At 57.5% G+C, this 20439-nt stretch carries 21 protein-coding genes; 15 read left to right on the forward strand and 6 right to left on the reverse strand.

Features of this window, described 5'->3' with window-relative positions; all coding sequences use genetic code 11:
• Positions 1 to 216 precede the first annotated feature (216 nt).
• A complete protein-coding gene (gene sbmA / locus M8013_RS09995; RefSeq protein WP_271267653.1) occupies positions 217 to 1437 on the forward strand; it encodes a peptide antibiotic transporter SbmA in 1221 nt (406 codons plus the stop codon).
• Positions 1438 to 1451: 14 nt separating this feature from the next.
• Positions 1452 to 2552, forward strand: a complete 1101-nt coding sequence (locus M8013_RS10000; protein WP_271267654.1) for a DUF1615 domain-containing protein — start codon at positions 1452 to 1454, stop codon at positions 2550 to 2552.
• Here the strand turns inward: M8013_RS10000 and M8013_RS10005 are convergent.
• Complete coding sequence (locus M8013_RS10005; protein WP_271267846.1) at positions 2549 to 2851, reverse strand: DUF2755 family protein; 303 nt, start codon at positions 2849 to 2851, stop codon at positions 2549 to 2551. The two genes, M8013_RS10000 and M8013_RS10005, sit on opposite strands and share 4 nt — an antisense overlap.
• A 248-nt stretch (positions 2852 to 3099) precedes the next feature.
• Here M8013_RS10005 and M8013_RS10010 point away from each other — a divergent pair, with 248 nt between their 5' ends.
• Positions 3100 to 3318 (forward strand): DUF2754 domain-containing protein, encoded by a 219-nt coding sequence (locus tag M8013_RS10010; RefSeq protein ID WP_271267655.1) that lies wholly within the window; start codon positions 3100 to 3102, stop codon positions 3316 to 3318.
• Here the strand turns inward: M8013_RS10010 and ddlA are convergent.
• The gene (ddlA, locus tag M8013_RS10015) at positions 3315 to 4415 is read right to left on the reverse strand and encodes a D-alanine--D-alanine ligase (protein ID WP_271267847.1); all 1101 of its coding nucleotides are present in this window, start codon (positions 4413 to 4415) and stop codon (positions 3315 to 3317) included. The two genes, M8013_RS10010 and ddlA, sit on opposite strands and share 4 nt — an antisense overlap.
• 106 nt (positions 4416 to 4521) lie before the next feature.
• Between ddlA and M8013_RS10020 the strand changes: the two genes are divergently transcribed.
• The 6 genes from M8013_RS10020 to adrA all read left to right on the forward strand — a co-directional run bounded on the left by M8013_RS10020 (position 4522) and on the right by adrA (position 10228).
• The gene (locus M8013_RS10020; RefSeq protein ID WP_271267656.1) at positions 4522 to 5241 is read left to right on the forward strand and encodes an extensin-like domain-containing protein; all 720 of its coding nucleotides are present in this window, start codon (positions 4522 to 4524) and stop codon (positions 5239 to 5241) included.
• 133 nt (positions 5242 to 5374) lie between these two features.
• Positions 5375 to 6583 (forward strand): multidrug efflux MFS transporter, encoded by a 1209-nt coding sequence (locus tag M8013_RS10025; RefSeq protein ID WP_271267657.1) that lies wholly within the window; start codon positions 5375 to 5377, stop codon positions 6581 to 6583.
• A 240-nt stretch (positions 6584 to 6823) separates the two neighbouring features.
• Positions 6824 to 7084, forward strand: a complete 261-nt coding sequence (iraP, locus tag M8013_RS10030; protein WP_271267658.1) for an anti-adapter protein IraP — start codon at positions 6824 to 6826, stop codon at positions 7082 to 7084.
• A 99-nt stretch (positions 7085 to 7183) separates the two neighbouring features.
• A complete protein-coding gene (gene phoA, locus M8013_RS10035) occupies positions 7184 to 8602 on the forward strand; it encodes an alkaline phosphatase (RefSeq protein ID WP_271267659.1) in 1419 nt (472 codons plus the stop codon).
• A gap of 92 nt (positions 8603 to 8694) precedes the next feature.
• Positions 8695 to 9015: a phosphate starvation-inducible protein PsiF gene (gene psiF / locus M8013_RS10040; protein WP_271267660.1), complete on the forward strand. Its 321-nt coding sequence runs from the start codon at positions 8695 to 8697 to the stop codon at positions 9013 to 9015.
• A gap of 112 nt (positions 9016 to 9127) precedes the next feature.
• On the forward strand, positions 9128 to 10228 hold the full coding sequence (adrA, locus tag M8013_RS10045) for a diguanylate cyclase AdrA (protein WP_271267661.1): 1101 nt from the start codon (positions 9128 to 9130) through the stop codon (positions 10226 to 10228).
• A 14-nt stretch (positions 10229 to 10242) separates the two neighbouring features.
• Here the strand turns inward: adrA and proC are convergent, their stop codons facing one another.
• Positions 10243 to 11052: a pyrroline-5-carboxylate reductase gene (gene proC / locus M8013_RS10050; protein WP_271267662.1), complete on the reverse strand. Its 810-nt coding sequence runs from the start codon at positions 11050 to 11052 to the stop codon at positions 10243 to 10245.
• Between the two features lie 140 nt (positions 11053 to 11192).
• On the opposite strand from proC, the gene M8013_RS10055 reads away from it, so the two are divergent.
• The 5 genes from M8013_RS10055 to ppnP all read left to right on the forward strand — a co-directional run bounded on the left by M8013_RS10055 (position 11193) and on the right by ppnP (position 13957).
• Positions 11193 to 11651, forward strand: coding sequence for a YaiI/YqxD family protein (locus tag M8013_RS10055; protein WP_271267663.1), 459 nt, complete (start codon positions 11193 to 11195; stop codon positions 11649 to 11651).
• Positions 11652 to 11924: 273 nt separating this feature from the next.
• Positions 11925 to 12449, forward strand: a complete 525-nt coding sequence (aroL, locus tag M8013_RS10060; protein WP_271267664.1) for a shikimate kinase AroL — start codon at positions 11925 to 11927, stop codon at positions 12447 to 12449.
• Positions 12450 to 12493: 44 nt separating this feature from the next.
• Positions 12494 to 12685, forward strand: a complete 192-nt coding sequence (yaiA, locus tag M8013_RS10065; protein WP_271267665.1) for a protein YaiA — start codon at positions 12494 to 12496, stop codon at positions 12683 to 12685.
• A 237-nt stretch (positions 12686 to 12922) separates the two neighbouring features.
• Complete coding sequence (locus tag M8013_RS10070) at positions 12923 to 13600, forward strand: AroM family protein (protein WP_271267666.1); 678 nt, start codon at positions 12923 to 12925, stop codon at positions 13598 to 13600.
• Between the two features lie 72 nt (positions 13601 to 13672).
• Positions 13673 to 13957, forward strand: a complete 285-nt coding sequence (ppnP, locus tag M8013_RS10075; RefSeq protein ID WP_271267667.1) for a pyrimidine/purine nucleoside phosphorylase — start codon at positions 13673 to 13675, stop codon at positions 13955 to 13957.
• A 47-nt stretch (positions 13958 to 14004) separates the two neighbouring features.
• Here ppnP and rdgC read toward each other — a convergent pair whose 3' ends face one another.
• Positions 14005 to 14916: a recombination-associated protein RdgC gene (rdgC, locus tag M8013_RS10080; protein WP_271267668.1), complete on the reverse strand. Its 912-nt coding sequence runs from the start codon at positions 14914 to 14916 to the stop codon at positions 14005 to 14007.
• A gap of 124 nt (positions 14917 to 15040) precedes the next feature.
• Between rdgC and mak the strand changes: the two genes are divergently transcribed.
• The gene (gene mak, locus M8013_RS10085; RefSeq protein ID WP_271267669.1) at positions 15041 to 15946 is read left to right on the forward strand and encodes a fructokinase; all 906 of its coding nucleotides are present in this window, start codon (positions 15041 to 15043) and stop codon (positions 15944 to 15946) included.
• A 101-nt stretch (positions 15947 to 16047) separates the two neighbouring features.
• Here mak and sbcC read toward each other — a convergent pair whose 3' ends face one another.
• Together sbcC and sbcD are read right to left on the reverse strand one after the other, a co-directional pair.
• Complete coding sequence (gene sbcC / locus M8013_RS10090) at positions 16048 to 19179, reverse strand: exonuclease subunit SbcC (protein ID WP_271267670.1); 3132 nt, start codon at positions 19177 to 19179, stop codon at positions 16048 to 16050.
• Complete coding sequence (sbcD, locus tag M8013_RS10095) at positions 19176 to 20381, reverse strand: exonuclease subunit SbcD (RefSeq protein ID WP_271267671.1); 1206 nt, start codon at positions 20379 to 20381, stop codon at positions 19176 to 19178. The genes sbcC and sbcD overlap by 4 nt, the downstream gene beginning before the upstream one ends.
• Positions 20382 to 20439 lie beyond the last annotated feature (58 nt).

Raw genomic sequence — 20439 nt, forward strand, 5'->3', positions numbered from 1 at the left:
CAGGCTAACCATAGCGAGAAAAACGTAACCGCGGGTAAATACAAACAATTTGATAGCAGTCGATCTCCCGTTTTGTGACATTGCGCTTATGATAGGCGCGCAGTGCGTCCGCCTTTTCGCGCCGGGAGAGGCCTGACAGGCGAACTAATGCCGGGCCGGCAGGTCTGATAATCCGTCGTCTACAGCAGTGTCTATAACAAAAAAGAAGGAAGCATTATGTTCAAGTCGTTTTTCCCCAAACCGGGACCTTTTTTCCTTTCGGCCTTTATTTGGGCCCTGGTCGCCGTTGTTGTCTGGCAGGCGGGCGGTGGTGCCTGGCTGGAGCGCCTGACGGGCGCCACGGGGGATGTGCCCATCAGCGCCGCGCGCTTCTGGTCGCTGAGCTACCTGCTGTTTTATGCTTATTACGCGCTCTGCGTAGGAATGTTTGCCCTGTTCTGGTTTATCTACTCGCCGCACCGCTGGCAGTACTGGTCGATTCTCGGCACCTCGCTGATTATCTTCGTCACCTGGTTTTTGGTGGAAGTGGGGGTGGCGGTCAACGCCTGGTATGCTCCGTTCTACGACCTGATCCAGACCGCCCTCAGCGCGCCGCATAAAGTGACCATTAATCAGTTCTATCACGAAGTGGGGATCTTCCTCGGGATTGCGCTGATTGCCGTTATCATTGGCGTGATGAATAACTTCTTTGTCAGCCACTACGTGTTCCGCTGGCGTACCGCGATGAACGAATACTATATGGCGCACTGGCAGCAGCTGCGTCATATCGAAGGGGCGGCCCAGCGTGTGCAGGAAGATACCATGCGCTTCGCCTCGACCCTTGAGGATATGGGCGTTAGCTTTATTAACGCCATTATGACCTTGATTGCCTTCCTGCCGGTGCTGGTGACCCTTTCCGCACACGTACCGGAGCTGCCGATTGTCGGTCATCTGCCGTACGGCCTGGTGATCGCCGCGATTGTCTGGTCGCTGATGGGCACCGGCCTGCTGGCGGCGGTGGGGATCAAGCTGCCGGGGCTGGAGTTCAAAAACCAGCGCGTTGAGGCCGCCTACCGTAAAGAGCTGGTGTACGGCGAAGACGATGCTAACCGCGCGTCGCCGCCCACCGTGCGCGAGCTGTTTGGCGCGGTGCGTCGCAACTATTTCCGTCTCTATTTCCACTACATGTACTTCAACATCGCCCGTATTCTGTATCTGCAGGTGGATAACGTTTTCGGCTTATTCCTGCTGTTCCCGTCGATTGTCGCCGGTACGATTACGCTCGGTCTGATGACCCAAATTACTAACGTTTTCGGCCAGGTACGCGGATCCTTCCAGTATCTGATCAGCTCCTGGACCACGCTGGTCGAGCTGATGTCCATCTATAAACGTCTGCGCAGCTTTGAGCGTGAACTGGATGGCCAGCCGTTACAGGAAGTTACCCATACACTGAGCTAATACAGGGAGTTGTTATGTCTTTTGCCGTACCGCGTGCATTACCGTTATCGCTGCTGGCCGTGCTGGTGCTGGCGGGCTGTGCTGAACAAGGCGCTGCCCCGCTGAAAAAGGGCGAAAAGCCCGTCGACGTGGCAAGCGTGGTGCGGCAAAAAATGCCTGCCACGGTGAAAGACCGGGACCAGTGGGCATCAGCGCTGGCAAAAACCTTCGAGAGCCAGAAAATCGCCCCTACCGAGGAGAATATCTGCTCGGTGCTGGCGGTGGCACAGCAGGAGTCGATGTATCAGTCCGACCCGGCGGTGCCTGGGCTGAATAAGATTGCCTGGAAAGAGATAGACCGGCGGGCGGAAAAACTGCACATCCCGTCGTTCCTGGTGCATACGGCGCTGAAAATCAACTCGCCGAACGGCAAGAGCTACAGCCAGCGGCTGGATACGGTGAAAACCGAGAAGCAGCTGAGTGAGATCTTCGATGACATGATTGGCATGGTGCCGATGGGGCAGACGCTGTTTGGCTCCCTCAATCCGGTGCATACCGGTGGGCCGATGCAGGTCAGCATCGCCTTTGCTGAAAAGCATACTAACGGCTATCCGTGGAAAATCGACAATACGGTGCGTCAGGAGGTCTTCTCCCTGCGCGGCGGCCTGTGGTTTGGCACTTACCATCTGCTGAATTATCCCGCCAGCTATAGCGCGCCGCTGTATCGCTTTGCAGACTTTAACGCGGGCTGGTATGCCAGCCGCAATGCGGCATTCCAGAACGCCGTCAGCCGTGCCAGCGGAGTGAAGCTGGCGCTGGATGGCGATTTAATTGCCTACGGCAGCAGCAGCGCCGGCAAAACCGAGCAAACGGTGCGTAAGCTCGGCGGCAAGCTGGGGATGAGCGACAGCGAAATCCGCCGTCAGCTTGAAAAAGGCGACAGCCTGGCGTTTGAGAAAACTGAACTTTATCAGCAAGTGTATAAGCTGGCGGAGCAGAAGGCCGGGAAGAAACTGCCGAGAGAAGTGTTGCCGGGGATCCAGCTGGAGAGTCCGAAAATCACCCGTAATCTGACTACCGCGTGGTTTGCCCAGCGCGTGGACGACCGCCGGGCGCGCTGTATGGCGCTGAATTAGTGGTAACGGCGCCAGCGCAGCACTAGTGCGATAACGCCAAATATCGCGCAGCCCAGCAGGAACGGGATCAAACCAAAAATGGTCCCGACCCCCAGCCCAATCTCAACGCGCGGGCGAACGCTATCCTCAACCTGCATCAGGTGCTCGTACACCCCTGGCGCATGGACGAGGATGTTGAGCAGCTGCGATCCTGCCCAAAAACAGAACAGGACAAAAACGGCATAAGCGATATTACCTGGCGTGGAGGTTTTAGGTTGCTTGCCGCTAAAAATGGGCTTCGACATGCTGAAGTCTGCCATAACTGCCTCCGAAATAATCTGCATGGCCTGGTGCCTTGTGTTCCAGCTGAGTCTGACACCTCAGGGCGGATGTCAATATCAGAATCGTGGTAAATTGGCCTGGGGAATTCTCCTGGATGAGTGATTTCCGCGGGTCATCACAAAATCGTCAACTTAAGTAAAATTGATTCTCATTTCAGATTTTCCGCATCCACCACAGACCTGATGACAAAACTGTGCGAGGATAGATTTTTTCTGCTGGAGCGACCATGAAACTGCCTGCCAAAATCCGCCGTGACTGGCATTACTACGCCTTTGCTATTGGGCTGATCTTTATTCTGAATGGGGTAGTGGGGCTGCTGGGCTTTGAAGCGAAGGGCTGGCAAACCTATGCGGTTGGGCTGGTGACGTGGGTAGTGAGCTTCTGGCTGGCGGGGTTTATTATTCGCCGTCGCCCGGAAGAGACGACGGCGAACGAAGCCGATTAATCCTGTACTGCGATCTGCAGGGCGCTGTCGGCGGCAAAACGCTCCAGCGCCAGTTCAATCAGGCGGGTGATCAGTTCCGGGTAGCTGATACCGCTGGCCTGCCACAGTTTCGGGTACATGCTGATGTTGGTGAAGCCGGGCAGGGTGTTGATTTCATTGATGACCACCCGGTTATCTTCCGTTAAGAAGACGTCCACGCGTGCCATTCCGCGACAGCCCAGCGCCTGATAAGCCTCAATGGCGATAGCGCGGATCCGGTCGTTAATCTCGGCATCCAGCGCGGCGGGAACCACCACCTGCGCGCCCTGGTCATCGATATACTTGGTGTCGTAAGAGTAGAAATCGCTGTTCAGCACCACTTCGCCACAGGTGCTGGCCTGCGGGAAGTCGTTCCCCAGCACCGCACACTCAATCTCACGTCCTTTAATGCCCTGCTCGACCACCACTTTATGATCGAAAGTAAACGCCAGACGTACCGCGTCGTTGAACTGTGCTTCGCTGTTCACTTTGCTGACGCCGACGGAGGAGCCCTGGTTCGCCGGTTTAACGAACAGCGGCAGACCGAAGCGGGCGCTGAGATCGGCAAACACGTGCTGCTCGCGGTTGGCGCGGGTCAGGGTGACAAACGGTGCCACGTTCAGCCCGGCATCGCGCAGCAGGCGCTTGGTGACGTCTTTATCCATGCAAGCGGCGGAACCGAGCACGTCGGATCCGACGAACGGCAGATTGGCCATCCGCAGCATCCCCTGCAGGGAACCGTCTTCGCCCAGCGTGCCGTGAACAATCGGGAAAATAACGTCGATCTGCGAAAGCGACTGCCCACTGTGGGCATTGATCAGCTGGCCCTGCATCCGGCCTGGTACGGCGGCCACGCTGATTTCTGATGGATTTAGCGCGATGTGCGCCGGGTCATCGGCGTTGAGCAAATAGCCGGTTTCGTCGTTAACATGCCACTGGCCCTGTTTATCAATCCCCAGCAGCACCACCTCAAAGCGGCTTTTATCAATCGCGTTAACGATGTTTTTGGCCGACTGGAGAGACACTTCGTGCTCTGCCGATTTACCCCCAAAGACAATACCTACCCGCAACTTCGCCATCACGTACACTCATCCTGTCTGACTCAAAGTCCTTACCATATCACGATGCCCGGCGGGATTCGCCGCCTTCTGCCATAATGTTGGGGCACATTACCGAGGGGGGAGAGTGAAGGGAAAAGGTCTGATTATCTGTGCTGTGATTATTGCTGCGATGGCGGTGGGTTACCGCTGGCTGCCCTCGTACTACAATCCTTTTGCGCCACTCCAGCTTGACGATCCCCCCGGCACGTTAACCCAGTTTAAGCTCAGGCGCCTGACCCCTGAACATTGCGAAACGCTGCTGGCGCAGGCCAACGCGCGTCAACTGATCCGCACCCAGGCGGTGGCCCAGAGCGGGGGAGAGTGCCCGCTGAGTAACGTGGTGCGGGTGCGCAATTTTGGCCCGGTCAGCCTCAGCAGCAGCTTTCTTGCCAGCTGTCCGCTGGCGCTCAGTTCGGCGCTGTTCGTCAGCCAGCAGGCCCAGCCGCTGACCCGCACCCTGATGGGCAGCAGCCTGACGCGCATCGACCATCTTGGCAGCTTTGCCTGTCGCAATATCTATCACCGCCCCGATGCCCGCCGCAGCGAACATGCCAGCGCCGAAGCGTTGGATATCAGCGGCTTTAGCCTGGAGAACGGCCAGCGGGTAAGCGTGCTGCGCGGCTGGCAGAGCGCTAAAACAGAGCCGTGGCTGCGGGCGCTGCTGGGCGCCAGCTGCGGCTACTTTGGCAATGCGCTTGGCCCGGACTATAACGCCGCCCACGCCAACCATTTTCACCTGGGAATGCGCGGATTTGGCTACTGTCCACAGAGCATAAATCACCAGGCAAAAGGCGAAAATATGTGACATGTTTCACAGATATGATGACTGGGGAGATAAAATGCCGAAGTCGTCCCGGTGGCATCTCTGACGCCGTGCGCCGTAACGTAACTTGCTAATCTGGTAGCGAATTCACGCAAAATAAAGACAGTATCCGCCTATGGAATCCTGGAAAGTTAACCTCATTTCGGTCTGGTTTGGTTGTTTTTTCACCGGCCTGGCCATCAGCCAGATTTTACCCTTTTTGCCGCTGTACGTGGCTCAGCTTGGCGTCTCGTCGCACGAGGCACTGTCGATGTGGTCGGGGCTGGTCTTCAGCGTCACCTTCCTGGTGTCGGCCATCGTCTCGCCGATGTGGGGTAGCCTGGCAGACCGCAAGGGGCGCAAGCTGATGCTGCTGCGCGCCTCGCTGGGGATGGCGGTGGCGATCCTGCTGCAGGCTTTTGCCACCAACGTCTGGCAGCTGTTTTTGCTGCGCGCGCTGATGGGGCTGACCTCCGGCTATATTCCCAACGCGATGGCGCTGGTGGCGTCGCAGGTTCCCCGCGAGCGCAGCGGCTGGGCGATCAGTACCCTCTCTACCGCGCAGATCAGCGGGGTGATTGGCGGCCCGCTGATGGGCGGCTTCCTCGCGGATCACGTCGGTCTGCGCGCGGTGTTCTTTATTACCGCTTTTTTGCTGATGGTCAGCTTCCTGGTGACCTTCTTTCTGATTAAAGAGGGGGCGCGTCCGCGCGTGAGCAAGGCCCAGCGCCTGAGCGGAAAAGCCGTTTTCGCCTCGTTGCCTTATCCGGGGCTGGTGATTAGCCTGTTTGTCACCACCCTGGTTATTCAGCTCTGCAACGGCTCGGTGGGGCCGATTCTGGCGCTGTTTATCCAGTCGATGGCCCCCGACAGCAGCAATATTGCTTTCCTCAGTGGAATGATTGCCGCCGTGCCGGGGGTCTCTGCCCTGATGTCCGCGCCACGGCTGGGCAAGCTCGGGGATCGGATTGGCACCGGGCGGATCCTGATGGCCACCCTGGTGGTGGCGGTAGGGTTGTTCTTTGCAATGTCTTTTGTCACCACCCCGTTCCAGCTTGGGGTTTTGCGCTTCCTGCTGGGCTTTGCCGATGGCGCGATGCTGCCCGCCGTGCAAACCCTGCTGATCAAATATTCCAGCGACCAGGTGACCGGACGGATCTTCGGTTATAACCAGTCATTTATGTATTTAGGCAATGTCGCCGGGCCGCTGATGGGGGCGGGAGTATCGGCGATGGCAGGATTCCGCTGGGTATTTGCGGCCACCGCCGTGGTGGTGTTGCTCAATATTATTCAGCTGGCGTGGGCGATGCGCCGTCAGCGCGCGCAGGCCGCCGCCCGGCGCTAAAGTCGATGTACAATATATTTTTCTTATGACCGTCATTATCATTAATTTGAAATGACGGTTCTTATTTTATATTAATTTGCATAATAAGATTTGCGCTTAATTTAAAATTGCGTATTTATGACGTCCCGCGATCTATTTCACAAAAAACGCACTTCATTTCTGAAAATAATACATCCCCCCACTTTGCAAGTTCTTCACGGAATGCTAAGTTCAGCAAAAAACCGCTAAGGAAATAGTGCTGTGAAAAATCTCATTGCTGAATTGCTGGTCAAGCTGGCAGAAAAGGAAGAAGAGTCAAAAGAGCTGGTCGCTCAGGTCGAGGCCCTGGAGATCGTGGTTACAGCTTTGTTACGCCAGATGGCACAAAGCGATCAGCAGGTGCTGATCAAAAACATAGAGGGGGCACTGGAACAAGCCCGACCCGACGCTGAAGTCCCCGCCCATGACAGTGAAATGCTGCAGCAGTATGTGAACAAATTGTTGCGACACCCGCGCAGCTAGCCCCTTCAGTCTTTCGCCCGCTGTCATAGAACCGTCATATCTGATGCCTATAGTCGCTCTGTTTTATTTTTTGATGTATTTCTACATGGAGAAAAATAAGTGAAACAGAGCGCACTCTATATCGCATTAATGCCCTTATTATTTACCCCCGTTATTTATGCTGAAACGGCGGCCACCCATCCGGTACTGGAAAACCGTTCCGCGCAGGGCGATATCACCCAGCCTGGCGGTGCGCGTCGCCTGTCAGAAGATCAGACCGCTGCGCTGCGCGCTTCGTTGAATGACAAACCCGCTAAAAATATTATTCTGCTGATTGGCGACGGGATGGGCGATTCCGAAATTACTGCTGCGCGTAATTACGCAGAAGGCGCGGGCGGCTTTTTCAAAGGCATCGATGCCCTGCCGCTGACCGGGCAATACACCCACTACGCGCTGGATAAAAAATCCGGCAAACCGGATTACGTCACCGACTCTGCCGCCTCCGCGACCGCGTGGACCACCGGTGTGAAGACCTATAATGGCGCGCTGGGCGTGGATATCCATGAGAAAGATCACCAGACCATCCTCGAGCTTGCCAAAGCAGCGGGGCTGGCGACCGGCAACGTCTCAACGGCCGAACTGCAGGATGCGACCCCGGCTGCATTAGTGGCCCACGTGACCTCGCGCAAATGCTATGGCCCGACGGTCACCAGCGAAAAATGCGCCAGCAATGCGCTGGAAAAAGGCGGCAAAGGCTCGATCACCGAGCAGTTGCTGAATGCCCGGGCTGACGTCACCCTCGGCGGCGGGGCGAAAACCTTCGCCGAAACCGCCACCACCGGCGAGTGGCAGGGGAAAACTCTGCGTGAGCAGGCGCAGGCGCGCGGCTACCAGCTGGTAAGCGATGCTTCGTCTCTTGCAGCGATCACCGAAGCCGGTCAGGATAAGCCGCTGCTGGGCCTCTTTGCCGAAGGCAACATGCCGGTACGCTGGGAAGGGCCGAAAGCCAGCTATCACGGCAACATCGATAAGCCTGCTGTAACCTGTACGCCAAATCCTAAGCGTAACGACGCGGTGCCAACTCTGGCGGCGATGACCGATAAAGCCATCTCCCTGCTGAGCAAAAACGAAAAGGGCTTCTTCCTGCAGGTGGAAGGTGCATCGATCGATAAGCAGGATCACGCGGCGAATCCGTGTGGCCAGATTGGCGAAACCGTCGATCTGGACGAGGCGGTACAAAAGGCGCTGGCGTTTGCGAAGCAGGATGGCAATACGCTGGTGATTGTGACCGCTGACCATGCTCATGCCAGCCAGATCGTGGCCCCGGACACCAAAGCCCCGGGCCTGACCCAGGCGCTGACCACCAAAGACGGTGCGGTGATGGCGATGAGCTACGGCAACTCGGAAGAGGAGTCGATGGAACATACCGGCAGCCAGCTGCGTATCGCCGCCTACGGTCCGCATGCGGCTAACGTGGTGGGTCTGACCGATCAAACCGATCTGTTCTACACCATGAAAGCGGCATTAAGTCTGAAGTAACCTCGCTGCCCGGCAGGAAAATTTCCCTGCCGGGTGGTTTTTTTATCAGCACCGACCAGACTTAGGGTGAACATTCACTGAAGGATAGTGCTATGAAAATCACACTGCTGGTTACTCTGCTATTCAGCCTGTTCTCGCTCGCCCCGGCGGGTGCGCAAGATAAACAACCCACCCCGCAGCAGCAACGTATGACCACCTGCAATCAGCAGGCCACCGCCCAGGCGCTGAAAGGCGATTCCCGAAAAACTTACATGAGCGATTGCCTGAAAAATTCCTCGTCTAAGCCTGCTGAAAAAAGCCTGACGCCGCAGCAGCAAAAGATGCGCGAATGCAACGTGCAGGCGACGGAGCAATCCCTGAAAGGGGACGATAGGAATAAGTTTATGAGTGGCTGTTTGAAGAAATCTGTCTAGTTCAAAAGGGTGAGCCGTTCCGGCGGCTCACCCGAAATTTCATACTTAGCCTTTAGTAACCCTTTCTATAATTTGGGAAATTCTATACAGATCAGAGAATTCCCAAAATCATATGAATGATGACAACGTTTACAGCAAAGCCTTTGCCCGAGAAGGAATTAATCAACCTCGTTCGGCAGATGAGCATTATCGCTCGGGTTTGCGTTTTGCACGGCGGCTGCGTTTACCGAGGACGGCGGGTCTGGCTATCCTCTTCTTCCCTGTTGCCAGCGTGCTGGTCGAAGAGGCGGTTGCAGGGACATGGTGGCTGTTGCTGGTGGGTTGGGCGTTTATCTGGCCCCATCTGGCCTGGCAATTGTCGGCCCGTTCCGCCGATCCTTATCATAATGAAATCGTTAATCTCAAAATCGATGCCATTGTTGCCGGGATCTGGATCGGGATGATGGGCATGAATGTGATGCCCACCGCCGCGCTGGTGATGATGATGGGGATGAACCTGATGGGGACGGGGGGATTACGCCTCTTCGGCTCCGGGGCGCTGATGACCACTCTTGCGGTGATCGTCACCCTGCAGTTAACCCACGGCGTACCGCACTTCACCAGCACGCCGCTGGAAAGTCTGCTCGCGTTGCCGGTGCTTGTCGCCTATCCCCTGATCTTCGCCTGGGTCAGCCATCGCACCACCACCCGCCTGTCCGAGCATAAACGGCGGCTGGAGTTGATGAGCAATCTCGACGGGATGACCGGGGTGTTTAACCGTCGTCACTGGGAATTACTGCTGCGCACGGAGTTTGAAAACTGTCGCCGCTACCACCGCAGCGCCACCATTCTGGTGATCGATATCGATCACTTTAAGAGCATCAACGATACCTGGGGCCATGACGTGGGCGATCACGCAATCATCGCCGTTACCCGCCAGCTGCAGCTCACGCTGCGCGCCTGCGATATGGTCGGGCGTTTTGGCGGGGATGAGTTTACGGTGATCATGAGCGGAACGTCGCCAGAAAGCGCGATCGCGGCGATGTCGCGGGTTCACGAGCGGCTGGCTGATTTCCACCTGCCCGCTGCGCCGCAGGTGAGGCTGAGTATCAGCGTAGGCGTCGCGCCGTTAACCGCGTCGATGGTGCATTATCAGGAGTGGCTGAAAGCGGCAGATATCGCGCTCTATAAGGCGAAAAATGCCGGACGTAATCGCACCGAAGTGGCAGCATAACGCCCGGCTATCGGTCAGGATTTACTCAGTAGCTCTGATTTTTCCATGCACTTGGTCATGGCTTCAATAACCGCTGAGCGGAATCCGCGTTCTTCCAGAACGCGCACTGCTTCGATGGTGGTGCCGCCAGGTGAGCAGACCATGTCCTTCAGTTCGCCCGGATGTTTCCCGGTTTCCAGCACCATTTTGGCGGAGCCCATCACCGCCTGTGCCGCAAATTTATAGGCCTGCGCACGCGGCATACCGCCCAGCACCGCCGCATCGGCCATCGCCTCGATAAATATAAACACGTAGGCAGGTGCCGAACCGCTGACCCCCACCACCGGATGGATCATCGCCTCGGCAATCACTTCGGCTTCGCCAAAGCAGCGGAAGATGTTAATCACATCGGCCGTCTCTTCTGTCGTCACCAGCGCGTTAGGGGTGATGGAGGTCATCCCGGCGTTAACCAGCGACGGGGTGTTCGGCATGGCGCGGACGATTTTGCGATCGTGGCCCAGTGCACGCGCCAGCTGATCGAGGGTGACGCCTGCGGCAATCGACACCACCAGCGTATCTTTATTCAGGCTCGAGGTGATGTCGCCCAGCACTTTGAGCATGATGTTGGGTTTGACCGCGCCGAAGACGATATCAGCGACCTGGGCCACTTCCTGCGCGCTTTGTGCGGCGTTGATCCCATACTGGTCGTGCAGGGCGGCGACCTTGTCCGGCGACGGGGTATAGACCCAAATCTGGCCGGGCAGCACCTGGCCGCTGGCAATCAGGCCGCCGAGAATGGCTTTGCCCATGTTACCGCAGCCGATAAAACCGATTTTCTTCTCCATCACATCTCCCTCTTAGACTTTGTTATGTCTGTGGAACTTTAGCCTATCGCGGTTTTTTACGCAGCATTAAAGCGTCTGCGACTTTGCCTGGCGTGGAAAGCAGGCGACAATAGCGCATTACTGTTTGCCGGGGAGAGAACATGGCGATTTGGGTGGATGCCGATGCGTGTCCGAATGTGATTAAAGAGATCCTGTTTCGCGCCGCCGAGCGCGTGCAGATGCCGATGACGCTGGTGGCGAATCAGACGATCCGCGTGCCACCTTCCCGCTTTATCCGCTCCCTGCGGGTATCGGCCGGGTTTGATGAAGCCGATAATGAAATTGTCCGCCTGTGCAGTCCGGAGGATCTGGTGATCACTGCCGATATCCCACTGGCGGCCGAGGTACTGGAGAAAGGCGCCGCCGCGCTGAACCCGCGTGGCGAACGCTATTCCCCGGCGACGATCCGCGAAAAGCTGACGATGCGAGACTTTATGGACACCCTGCGCGGCAGCGGTATTCAGACCGGTGGGCCAGATGGCTTATCCCAACGCGACCGGCAGATGTTTGCCGCAGAGCTGGATAAGTGGCTGCTGGAAGTGAAACGTCGTCAGGGCTAATCATTCATAATATTTATGATTGTGCTACCCTACGCGCGTTGTGGGGTTGTCAACGACAGGTGGGTTCAGGTAAGGTGAGCGCACCAGTCATTGCCATCATTTCTTTACAGCATCCCCCCTGATTTTTCTGGGGTTGACTGAGTTGTAATTTTAATACCACATCTGATGTAATAATTTTTTTACGATTACGCGGTATGCTCGTTCAAGAGTATTATTGCGCGTTTTTAGACTTCACGCTCCGCACGCCTGCGGCCTCAAGGGGAACACCTGGTTATGACCCAGCCTATTTTTTTAATTGGCCCCCGCGGCTGTGGCAAAACAACCGTCGGCCTTGAACTGGCGCGTCTCTGCCAGAGTCAGTTTGTCGATACCGATCACTGGTTGCAGACCCACGCCGGGAAAAGCATTGCTGAGATTGTCGAACAGGAAGGCTGGGACAGTTTCCGCGCCCGCGAAACGGCCACCCTTGAAGCGGTGACTGCCACGTCCGGGATCATCGCCACCGGCGGCGGGATTATCTTATCCGCATACAACCGGCAGTTTATGCGCGAGAAGGGGATTGTCATCTACCTGAGCGCGCCGGTACCGGTGCTGGTTGAACGGCTGGAGGCGTCCCCGGAAGAGGGGCAGCGCCCGACGCTGACCGGCAAGCCCATCAGCGAAGAGGTGAGCGCGGTGCTTGCCGAGCGCGACGCGCTGTATCGCGAAGCCGCCCACCACGTTGTCGATGCGTCGTTAACCCCCGCCCAGGTGGTGCAGCACATTGTCAGGGTGCTGGATCTGGCATGCGCCAGTTAACTGATGTCTATACTGATAGTTCAGCCATTAAATAAGGATGAACTATGCCAACCAGACCTCCCTATCCGCGTGAAGCCCGTATTGTTGCCGTTGAAAAAGGCGCGACGGGCCAGACCGTCACCTGGTATCAGCTGCGCGCCGACCATCCGAAACCTGATTCGCTGATCAGCGAACATGAAACGGAGTCGGAAGCGCAGGATGCCAAAGTGCGTTACGAAGATCCCGATAAGTCCTGAGTTCTTTCTGAAAGCGACAAGAAAGGTACTGCTGTCACATTTTTGCAAAACAGACAACCGTATACGGAGAGGAATATTCAGGTTTAACAGAGGCATTGTTTTTCAGCGCCGGATATTTACATTCCGGCTCCTGAAACAGCTGCTACGCTTTTCAGCGGTTAATTATTGAACAATAAAACGTGCAGCGAAGTGTGACTGTGTCATGGCAGTGGTTGTGAGTAGAGAAAGGCGAGAACGATGAAAGCGACGTTGGCGATCCTCACCATTGGGGTAGTCCCGGTAAGTGAAGTATTACCGCTCTTAACCGAGCATGTGTCTGAACAACAGATTACCCATCACAGCCTGTTGAGTCAGTTGAGTCGGGACGAGGTCATGGAGGACTACGCGCCCGAGCCCGGCGATGTGCTGTTGCCGACGTTACTCAGCGATGGCGGGCTGGCAAATGTCTCGCTACGCAAGATTGAGCGTGCCCTGCAAAGCGTCATCGAAGTGCTCGATAACCAGGGTTATGACGTGATCCTGCTGATGAGCACCGCCAATATTACCGGCCTCGTTGCCCGCAAGGCGATCCTGCTGGAGCCGATGCGGATCATTCCCCCGCTGGTGGGATCGATTGTCGACAGCCATCAGGTTGGGGTGATCGTGCCGATCCCCGAACTGCTGGAAAACCAGTCACAGAAGTGGCAAGGGCTGGTCAATGCGCCGCTGCTGGCGGTGGCCAATCCCATCTGGGACAGCGAAGCGAAACTGATCGACGCCGGACGCGATCTGCTGGATCGCGGAGCCGACGTGCTGATGCTCGATTGCCTCGGTTTCCACCAGCGTCACCGTGACTTATTGCAAAAAACGCTGGACGTGCCGGTGCTGCTTTCTAACGTGCTGGTTGCCCGCCTGGCCTCGGAATTGCTGGTGTAATGATTTTACGTGACAGGCATGGAGTGTCACCCCTATATTGGATTCACATCCAATGACAATAAGGACCAGTCCATGCTTCAAAGTAATGAATACTTTTCCGGTAAAGTGAAATCCATTGGTTTTACCAGCAGCATTACTGGCCGTGCCAGTGTCGGCGTGATGGCGGAAGGCGAGTATGCCTTCGGTACCGCAGAGCCTGAAGAGATGACCGTCGTGAGCGGTTCGCTGAAAGTGTTATTGCCGGGCGAAACCGAGTGGAAGATTTATAACCCAGGCGATGTTTTCAACGTGCCTGGCCACAGTGAGTTCCATCTGCAGGTGGCTGAACCTGCGTCCTACCTGTGTCGCTACCTGTAAAAAAAAAGAGCCGGGTTAACCCGGCTCTGATTCTTTGCGTAAGCCTCTTAACGCTGCGCTTCGCCGCCTAATCCTTCGACCAGACTCTGAATCAACGCCGCCAGTTCACCCGTCATCAGAATGAAATCCGCATCAAAACGCTGGGCATAATCTTCCCGGTCGATATCGTCGTTCTGATCGCGCAATTCGTCGCAGAATTTCAGGCGTTTAATTGAGCCATCGTCACACATCACGAACTGAATACGCTGCTGCCAGTCGAGGGCCAGCTTGGTGACCAGCTTGCCGGCTTCGATATGCACGGCGATTTCATCGCTGACCAAATCCTGCTTCTTGGCGCGGATCACGCCGCCGTCTTCGAGGATGGCTTTCAGCTCGGCTTCATCCAGCAGCTGGAAACCTTGCGCGACATTGTTGGCACGCACCCACTCGGTCAGCGTCAGCTCGATCGGATTTTCCATCGTCAGCGGCACCACCGGCAGCGAGCCCAGGCTCTTACGCAGCAGGGCCAGCGTGTCTTCGGCTTTTTTGGCGCTGGCGCAGTCAACCATAATCAAGCCGTTCACCGTGTCGATCCACATCATCGTCTGATTGAAGCGGCTAAAGGCGCGCGGCAGCAGCGAGTGCAGGACTTCGTCTTTCAGTGAATCTTTTTCGGTTTTTTTCAGCTTGCGGCCCTGTTCGGCTTCAAGCTTGAAAATTTTGGCTTCCAGCGCCTGTTTAACTACCGGCGTTGGCAGGATTTTCTCTTCCTTGCGCGCGCAGATGATGATTTGACCATTGGTAGTGTGGGTCAGGGCATCGCTCTGTGATCCCATCGGCGGAACCCAACCGGTTTTCGCCATCTCCTGGCTGCCACACGGGGTAAATCCGTACAGGGCTAACTGTTTTTCCATCTCGTCTGCGCGAAGCTCGACGTCGCGGCTGAGACGGTAAACCATCAAATTTTTGAACCACAGCATGATAATTTCCACGGCCTTGTCGTTAAATGCAGCGGGCATGATAGCGAATTGTCGCATTGCTTGCATTGCTAATCGGGTAGTGGGCTTCTACTCTGTTGATAATCAAAAAAATGAGGAGTGTCCTGTGCGTATTGGTATTGATCTCGGCGGCACCAAAACAGAAGTGATCGCCCTTGGCGAACAGGGGGAGCAGCTTTTTCGTCATCGTCTGCCGACCCCGCGTGACGATTATCGCCTGACGATAGAGACCATCGCCCAACTGGTGGAGATGGCCGAAAGCGCCACCGGCCAGACCGGCACGGTGGGGATGGGCATTCCAGGCTCGATTTCGCCCTACACCGGGGTGGTGAAAAACGCTAACTCGACCTGGCTCAACGGCCAGCCGTTCGACCGCGACCTGAGCCTGCGCCTGAACCGCGAAGTGCGGCTGGCGAACGACGCCAACTGTCTGGCAGTGTCGGAGGCGATTGACGGCGCGGCGGCCGGGGCGCAAACCGTGTTTGCGGTGATTATCGGTACTGGCTGCGGCTCGGGCGTGGCGTTTAATGGCCGGGCGCATATCGGCGGTAACGGCACCGCAGGCGAGTGGGGGCATAACCCGCTGCCGTGGATGGATGAAGATGAGCTGAAATACCGCGCCGAAGTGCCGTGCTACTGCGGCAAGCAGGGTTGTATCGAAACCTTTATCTCCGGCACCGGCTTTGCCACCGACTATCGTCGCCTGAGCGGTCATCCGCTGAAAGGCAGTGAGATTATGCGGCGGGTGGAGGAGCAGGATCCGCTGGCGGAGCTGGCGTTCAGCCGCTACGAAATGCGGCTGGCAAAATCGCTGGCGCACGTGGTCAATATTCTCGACCCGGATGTGTTCGTGCTGGGCGGCGGGATGAGCAACGTCGACCGTCTATATACCACCTTGCCCCAGCTGGTGAAGCAGTGGGTGTTTGGCGGGGAGTGTGAAACGCCAATCCGCAAAGCGGCACACGGCGATTCCAGCGGCGTGCGTGGTGCGGCCTGGCTGTGGCCGGAATAAAAGCAAAACGGCAACGGAAGTTGCCGTTTTTAATGTGTGTTCCCTCTCCCCGTGGGAGAGGGCCAGGGTGAGGGCATCAGACCGCGCAGGGTCCAGACCCGTCACTCCACCGCAAACACTTTATCCAGCCTGCTGTACCCCAGCCCGTTAATCTTCTTCACCTTAATCTGCACTGGAATACGCTCTTTCATCGCCTCGACGTGGCTGATCACGCCAATGGTTTTACCCGTTGCGTTAAGGGCATCCAGTGCATCCAGCGCGGCGTCCAGCGTTTCGCTGTCCAGGGTGCCAAAACCTTCGTCAAGGAACAGCGAGTCGATACGCGTTTTGTGGCTCACCAGATCCGACAATGCCAGCGCCAGCGCCAGGCTCACCAGGAAACTCTCCCCGCCGGAGAGGGTGCGGGTATCGCGCACCGCGTCCGCCTGCCAGGTATCGACCACTTCCAGCTCCAGCGCGTCGCTGGCCTTGCGCTGCAGCAGGTAACGCCCGTGCAGACGCGTCAGCTGCTGGTTGGCGAGCCACACCAGATTATCCAGCGTCAGCCCCTGAGCAAACTTACGGAAGCGGTCACCGGTGCTGGAGCCAATCAGCGCATTCAGGTATCCCCAGTCTTCCGCCTGGCGGGCGGCGTCTGCAATCTGCTGTATCAGCGTCTGCTGGCGATGGCGGTTATCCTGATCCTGCTTCAGCTGCTGGCGGAACTCCCCCTGGCGGGTGGTGTTTTCGCGCAGGGTCAGCGCGAGCTGCTGCAGCTGTTCCTGCAGGGCCGGGGCGTCAGACCCCAAATCCTGCGGACGGAGCTGCAGATGCGCACTCAACCGATCGCTGGCCTGCTGCAACAGGGCCGTGCTCTGCTGGATTTGATTCTCCAGCGCGTGTTTGCGTTGCTCCAGACGGTGAACCGTTTCGTCATCCAGCAGGGCGGCCAGAAACGCCTCGCGATCGCTAAAGACGCTGGCGGTGAGCGCTGCGGCAAACTGGGTCTGCGACTGCTGCAGGCGCTCGCTTTCCAGCGTGAGCTGCTGTTGCAGCGTGGCAAGCTGGCTGTGCAGCGAGACGCACTCGGTATGGATCTCGCGCCAGTTATCCGGAATAACGGCTTCGGCTTCTGCCGATTCTTCCTCCGGGAGGGTATCCAGCAGCGGCGCGAGGGCAGAAATACGTTCCTGAAGGGTGGTGAGCTGGGTCTGTTTTTCCTGCCACAGCAGGGACTCTTTTTCGCGTTCGGCAAGCCAGGCCGCCTCTGCGCCGTCATCCGGCACGTCCAGTGACAGCGTATGCAGCGCACTTTCCATCGCGCTACGGGTGGTCGTTAACTGCTGGAGATACTGCTGTTCCTGCGTCTCCTCTTCGCCGAGCTGATTTTGCAGGGTCAGGCGCTGGCTAAGCGGGTAGAGCTGCTGCTCGTATTGCTCCTGCTTATTCAGCCACGGGGTAATATCGTCCTGAAGAGTAAGATCAATACCCAGCGATGCACACACCGCCTGCCACTCTTTAGTGAGCGCTTGCTCTTCCTGAGCCAGGGTCTGCGCCTCGTCCGCTGCACGCTGTAACTGCTGGGTTAAGGCGTTGACCTGCCCCAGGATCAGCAGACCGTCCTCTTTGAGTGCGGCGACCTCTTTTTCCATCGACTCCCGGCGCCGCTGGTTTTCGGTCAGCGCTAAGGCCTGATACTGGGCGATGGCCGGGTGTTCGGTTGAACCGCACAGCAGGCAAGGTTTACCGGCCTCCAGTTCGGCACGATAGCTCTCCAGCTTTTTGATGGTCTCTTCATGTTTACAGAGGGCGACAAGGTCAAGATAGTGCTGATTTTTCTCTTTGAACTGCTGGCGACGCAGGGCCAGCGTTTCGTTCAATGTTGCCTGCTCGTTCTGCGCTTTTTGTACGCTTTCGTGATGGTGACGCAGCCGCGTTTGCAGGGGCTGATACTGGGCATGCAGCGTGGCCAGGCGCTGGCGCGACGGACGGGAATGCGTCAGCCGCGTCATTTCGGCCGCCACGTCCTCTGCGCTGAGCGTCAGCGTGGTTTCCGGTAGCGCCGCGAGCTTGTGGCGTAACTCGGCAATCCGCCGCGTCAGCGTCGCCAGCTGGGTTTTATCCCGGCTAAGTTGGGTGAAGTGCGCGCGCCAGCCCGCCAACTCCTGCCCCCACTGGCGGAATCGGTCGTGGTCGTTAAGCCACGGCGTCAGCGCGGCCAGTTCGCTTTGCAGCCGGTCGCGAGCACGCAGCGCCCCGGTGCGGATACGCGCGCGCAGTGCCGTTCTGGCCTGTAAGCGAGTATTCACATCCTGTGCTTGCTGTTCGGTTTGCGCCAGCCGGGCGGTCTGCTCCTGCTGCCGCTCCCACAGCGGACGCAGCAGGGCCGCAGGCTGCGCCAGATGCAGTTTTTCCAGCTCCGGCGTGGCGTCTGTCAGCGCCTGCTGGGCTTGCTGCTGGGCGGTCATCGCCCGCTGCTGCTCGCGCATCAGCTCGTCGTGACGCGTAAGCCATTGAAAATCTTTCTGTTGACTCGCCTGCTGCACCAGCAGGATTTTTTCTTCGTCAGTAAGTACCTGCAAACCTTGCTGCAGTTGCTGTTGCTGCTCTTCACTGAGTAACACCACCCCCGCAGCCTGAGCCTCGCGCATCTCGAGTTCGCTGCGCGCGGCTTTGTGCTTTTCGAATACCATCGCGGAAATCTGGCCATAGATTTCCGTCCCCGTTAGCTCTTCCAGCAGCTCGGCGCGGTCGCTGGCTTTGGCGTTGAGGAAGGCGGCAAACTGGCCCTGCGAGAGCAGCATGGAGCGGGTAAAGCGGCCATAGTCGAGGCCGGTCAGGGCGGCGGTCTGCTCGAGTTTATCGGTCACTTTATCGGCCAGAATTTTACCGTCTTCGCAGCGCGCCAGCTCCACGCGCGGAGCCTGTAAGTTGCCATCCGGCTGATTTCGCGCCCGGTTCTGGCTCCAGAAGGCGCGATAGGCGATGCCTTTTACTTCAAATTCGACTTCCGCCAGGCATTCGGCGGTGTCACGCGTCATCAGATCATTTTGCGTTTGCGACACTTTCTGCAGGCGCGGCGTCTCATGGTACAGCGCCAGGCAGATGGCATCGAGAAGGGTGGTTTTCCCCGCGCCCGTTGCACCGGTAATGGCGAACAGACCGTTACTGGCAAACGGCTCGGCGGTGAAGTCGATTTTCCATTCGCCCTTCAGGGAGTTGAGGTTTTTTAGCCGCAGGCTCAGGATTTTCATCCGCGTTCGTCCTCATCATTGAGCGCGTGCAGCGCATAGGTAAACAGTTCGTTGAGGCGGGCGCGGCGTCCGTCGTCGATCTCCTCCTGCGCCAGCCGACGCTCGAACACCTCTTCGACCTTGAGCTCGCTCAGCGTTTCTCGTTGTGCGCTCAGCAGGATTTTCTCGCGCTGTTCGCGGCTGCGGCGCACCAGCAGAACCTCGACAGGCAGGCCCTCGGCAAGCGCCTGGATCTTGCGCTGCACATCGTGCAGATAGCCGTCGGTGGTGATCTCAATGTCCAGCCACACTGGCGGGTTTTGTTCACGGTCGCGCCACTGCTCAAGCTGTTCGGTGATGGCGGCGAGATCGCCTTTCAGCACCGCCAGCTGCTGGGTGACCGGCACCGTCAGCGTCTCGACGCTGCTCAGCTTGCCCGCGTCAAAACTCACCAGATGGACGCTCTTTTGCTTGCCCGTTTCGTCGAAGCTGAGCGAGATCGGCGAGCCGCAGTAGCGGATGTGCTCGCAGCCGCCAATCATCTGGGCGCGGTGGATATGTCCCAGTGCGATGTAGTCGGCTGACGGGAAGTTTTGCGCCGGGAAGGCATCCAGCGTGCCAATATAGATGTCACGCACCGCGTCACTTTTACTGGCACCGACGGTGGTAAGGTGCCCGGTGGCAATAATGGGTAGGGCGGCATCACCCCGTAATTCACAGGCATCCGTATACTGTTGGGCATAATAGTCGGTGATGGCCTGCAGCAGATGCTGCTGTTTCTGTTGCCCGGAGAGCCCCGCCTGGCTTTGCACCACGTCGCGCGGGCGTAAAAAGGGGATCGGGCACAGCACGGCACCGGGGGTGCCGTCGCGTTTGTTCAGCAGCTGTGGCGCGTGTCCGGCGCTGGCGACCACGGTGGTATTGAGAAAGGCCAGTATTTCACGGGATTCATTGAGCGTGGCCACGGAATCATGATTGCCCGCCACAATCACCAGATGGCAGCCGGTCTGTTGCAGGTTGACCACAAAACGGTTGTACAACTCGCGCGCATAGCTCGGCGGCGATCCGGTATCGAAAATGTCCCCGGCCACCAGGATGGCATCCACCTGCTGCGCCTGGGCTGTCTCAAGCAGCCAGTTGAGGAACGCTTCATGTTCGGCGGCGCGGCTTTTACTGTAAAAGTTTTGCCCCAGATGCCAGTCCGAGGTGTGAAGTATGCGCATAACAGTTCCGTGGCAAAATAAGATGAAGCGGATTATAAGCTTTCACGGCGAGGAAGAT

This window comes from Silvania confinis (assembly GCF_025564085.1).
GTDB lineage: Bacteria > Pseudomonadota > Gammaproteobacteria > Enterobacterales > Enterobacteriaceae > Enterobacter > Enterobacter confinis.

Bases quoted from the DNA above. Each gene is read 5' to 3' on its own strand.
- sbmA (WP_271267653.1), top strand. From the start codon at position 217: ATGTTCAAGTCGTTTTTCCCCAAACCGGGACCTTTTTTCCTTTCGGCC.
- M8013_RS10000 (WP_271267654.1), top strand. From the start codon at position 1,452: ATGTCTTTTGCCGTACCGCGTGCATTACCGTTATCGCTGCTGGCCGTG.
- M8013_RS10005 (WP_271267846.1), bottom strand. From the start codon at position 2,851: ATGGCAGACTTCAGCATGTCGAAGCCCATTTTTAGCGGCAAGCAACCT.
- M8013_RS10010 (WP_271267655.1), top strand. From the start codon at position 3,100: ATGAAACTGCCTGCCAAAATCCGCCGTGACTGGCATTACTACGCCTTT.
- ddlA (WP_271267847.1), bottom strand. From the start codon at position 4,415: ATGGCGAAGTTGCGGGTAGGTATTGTCTTTGGGGGTAAATCGGCAGAG.
- M8013_RS10025 (WP_271267657.1), top strand. From the start codon at position 5,375: ATGGAATCCTGGAAAGTTAACCTCATTTCGGTCTGGTTTGGTTGTTTT.
- psiF (WP_271267660.1), top strand. From the start codon at position 8,695: ATGAAAATCACACTGCTGGTTACTCTGCTATTCAGCCTGTTCTCGCTC.
- adrA (WP_271267661.1), top strand. From the start codon at position 9,128: ATGAATGATGACAACGTTTACAGCAAAGCCTTTGCCCGAGAAGGAATT.
- proC (WP_271267662.1), bottom strand. From the start codon at position 11,052: ATGGAGAAGAAAATCGGTTTTATCGGCTGCGGTAACATGGGCAAAGCC.
- M8013_RS10055 (WP_271267663.1), top strand. From the start codon at position 11,193: ATGGCGATTTGGGTGGATGCCGATGCGTGTCCGAATGTGATTAAAGAG.
- aroL (WP_271267664.1), top strand. From the start codon at position 11,925: ATGACCCAGCCTATTTTTTTAATTGGCCCCCGCGGCTGTGGCAAAACA.
- yaiA (WP_271267665.1), top strand. From the start codon at position 12,494: ATGCCAACCAGACCTCCCTATCCGCGTGAAGCCCGTATTGTTGCCGTT.
- M8013_RS10070 (WP_271267666.1), top strand. From the start codon at position 12,923: ATGAAAGCGACGTTGGCGATCCTCACCATTGGGGTAGTCCCGGTAAGT.
- ppnP (WP_271267667.1), top strand. From the start codon at position 13,673: ATGCTTCAAAGTAATGAATACTTTTCCGGTAAAGTGAAATCCATTGGT.
- rdgC (WP_271267668.1), bottom strand. From the start codon at position 14,916: ATGCTGTGGTTCAAAAATTTGATGGTTTACCGTCTCAGCCGCGACGTC.
- sbcC (WP_271267670.1), bottom strand. From the start codon at position 19,179: ATGAAAATCCTGAGCCTGCGGCTAAAAAACCTCAACTCCCTGAAGGGC.
- sbcD (WP_271267671.1), bottom strand. From the start codon at position 20,381: ATGCGCATACTTCACACCTCGGACTGGCATCTGGGGCAAAACTTTTAC.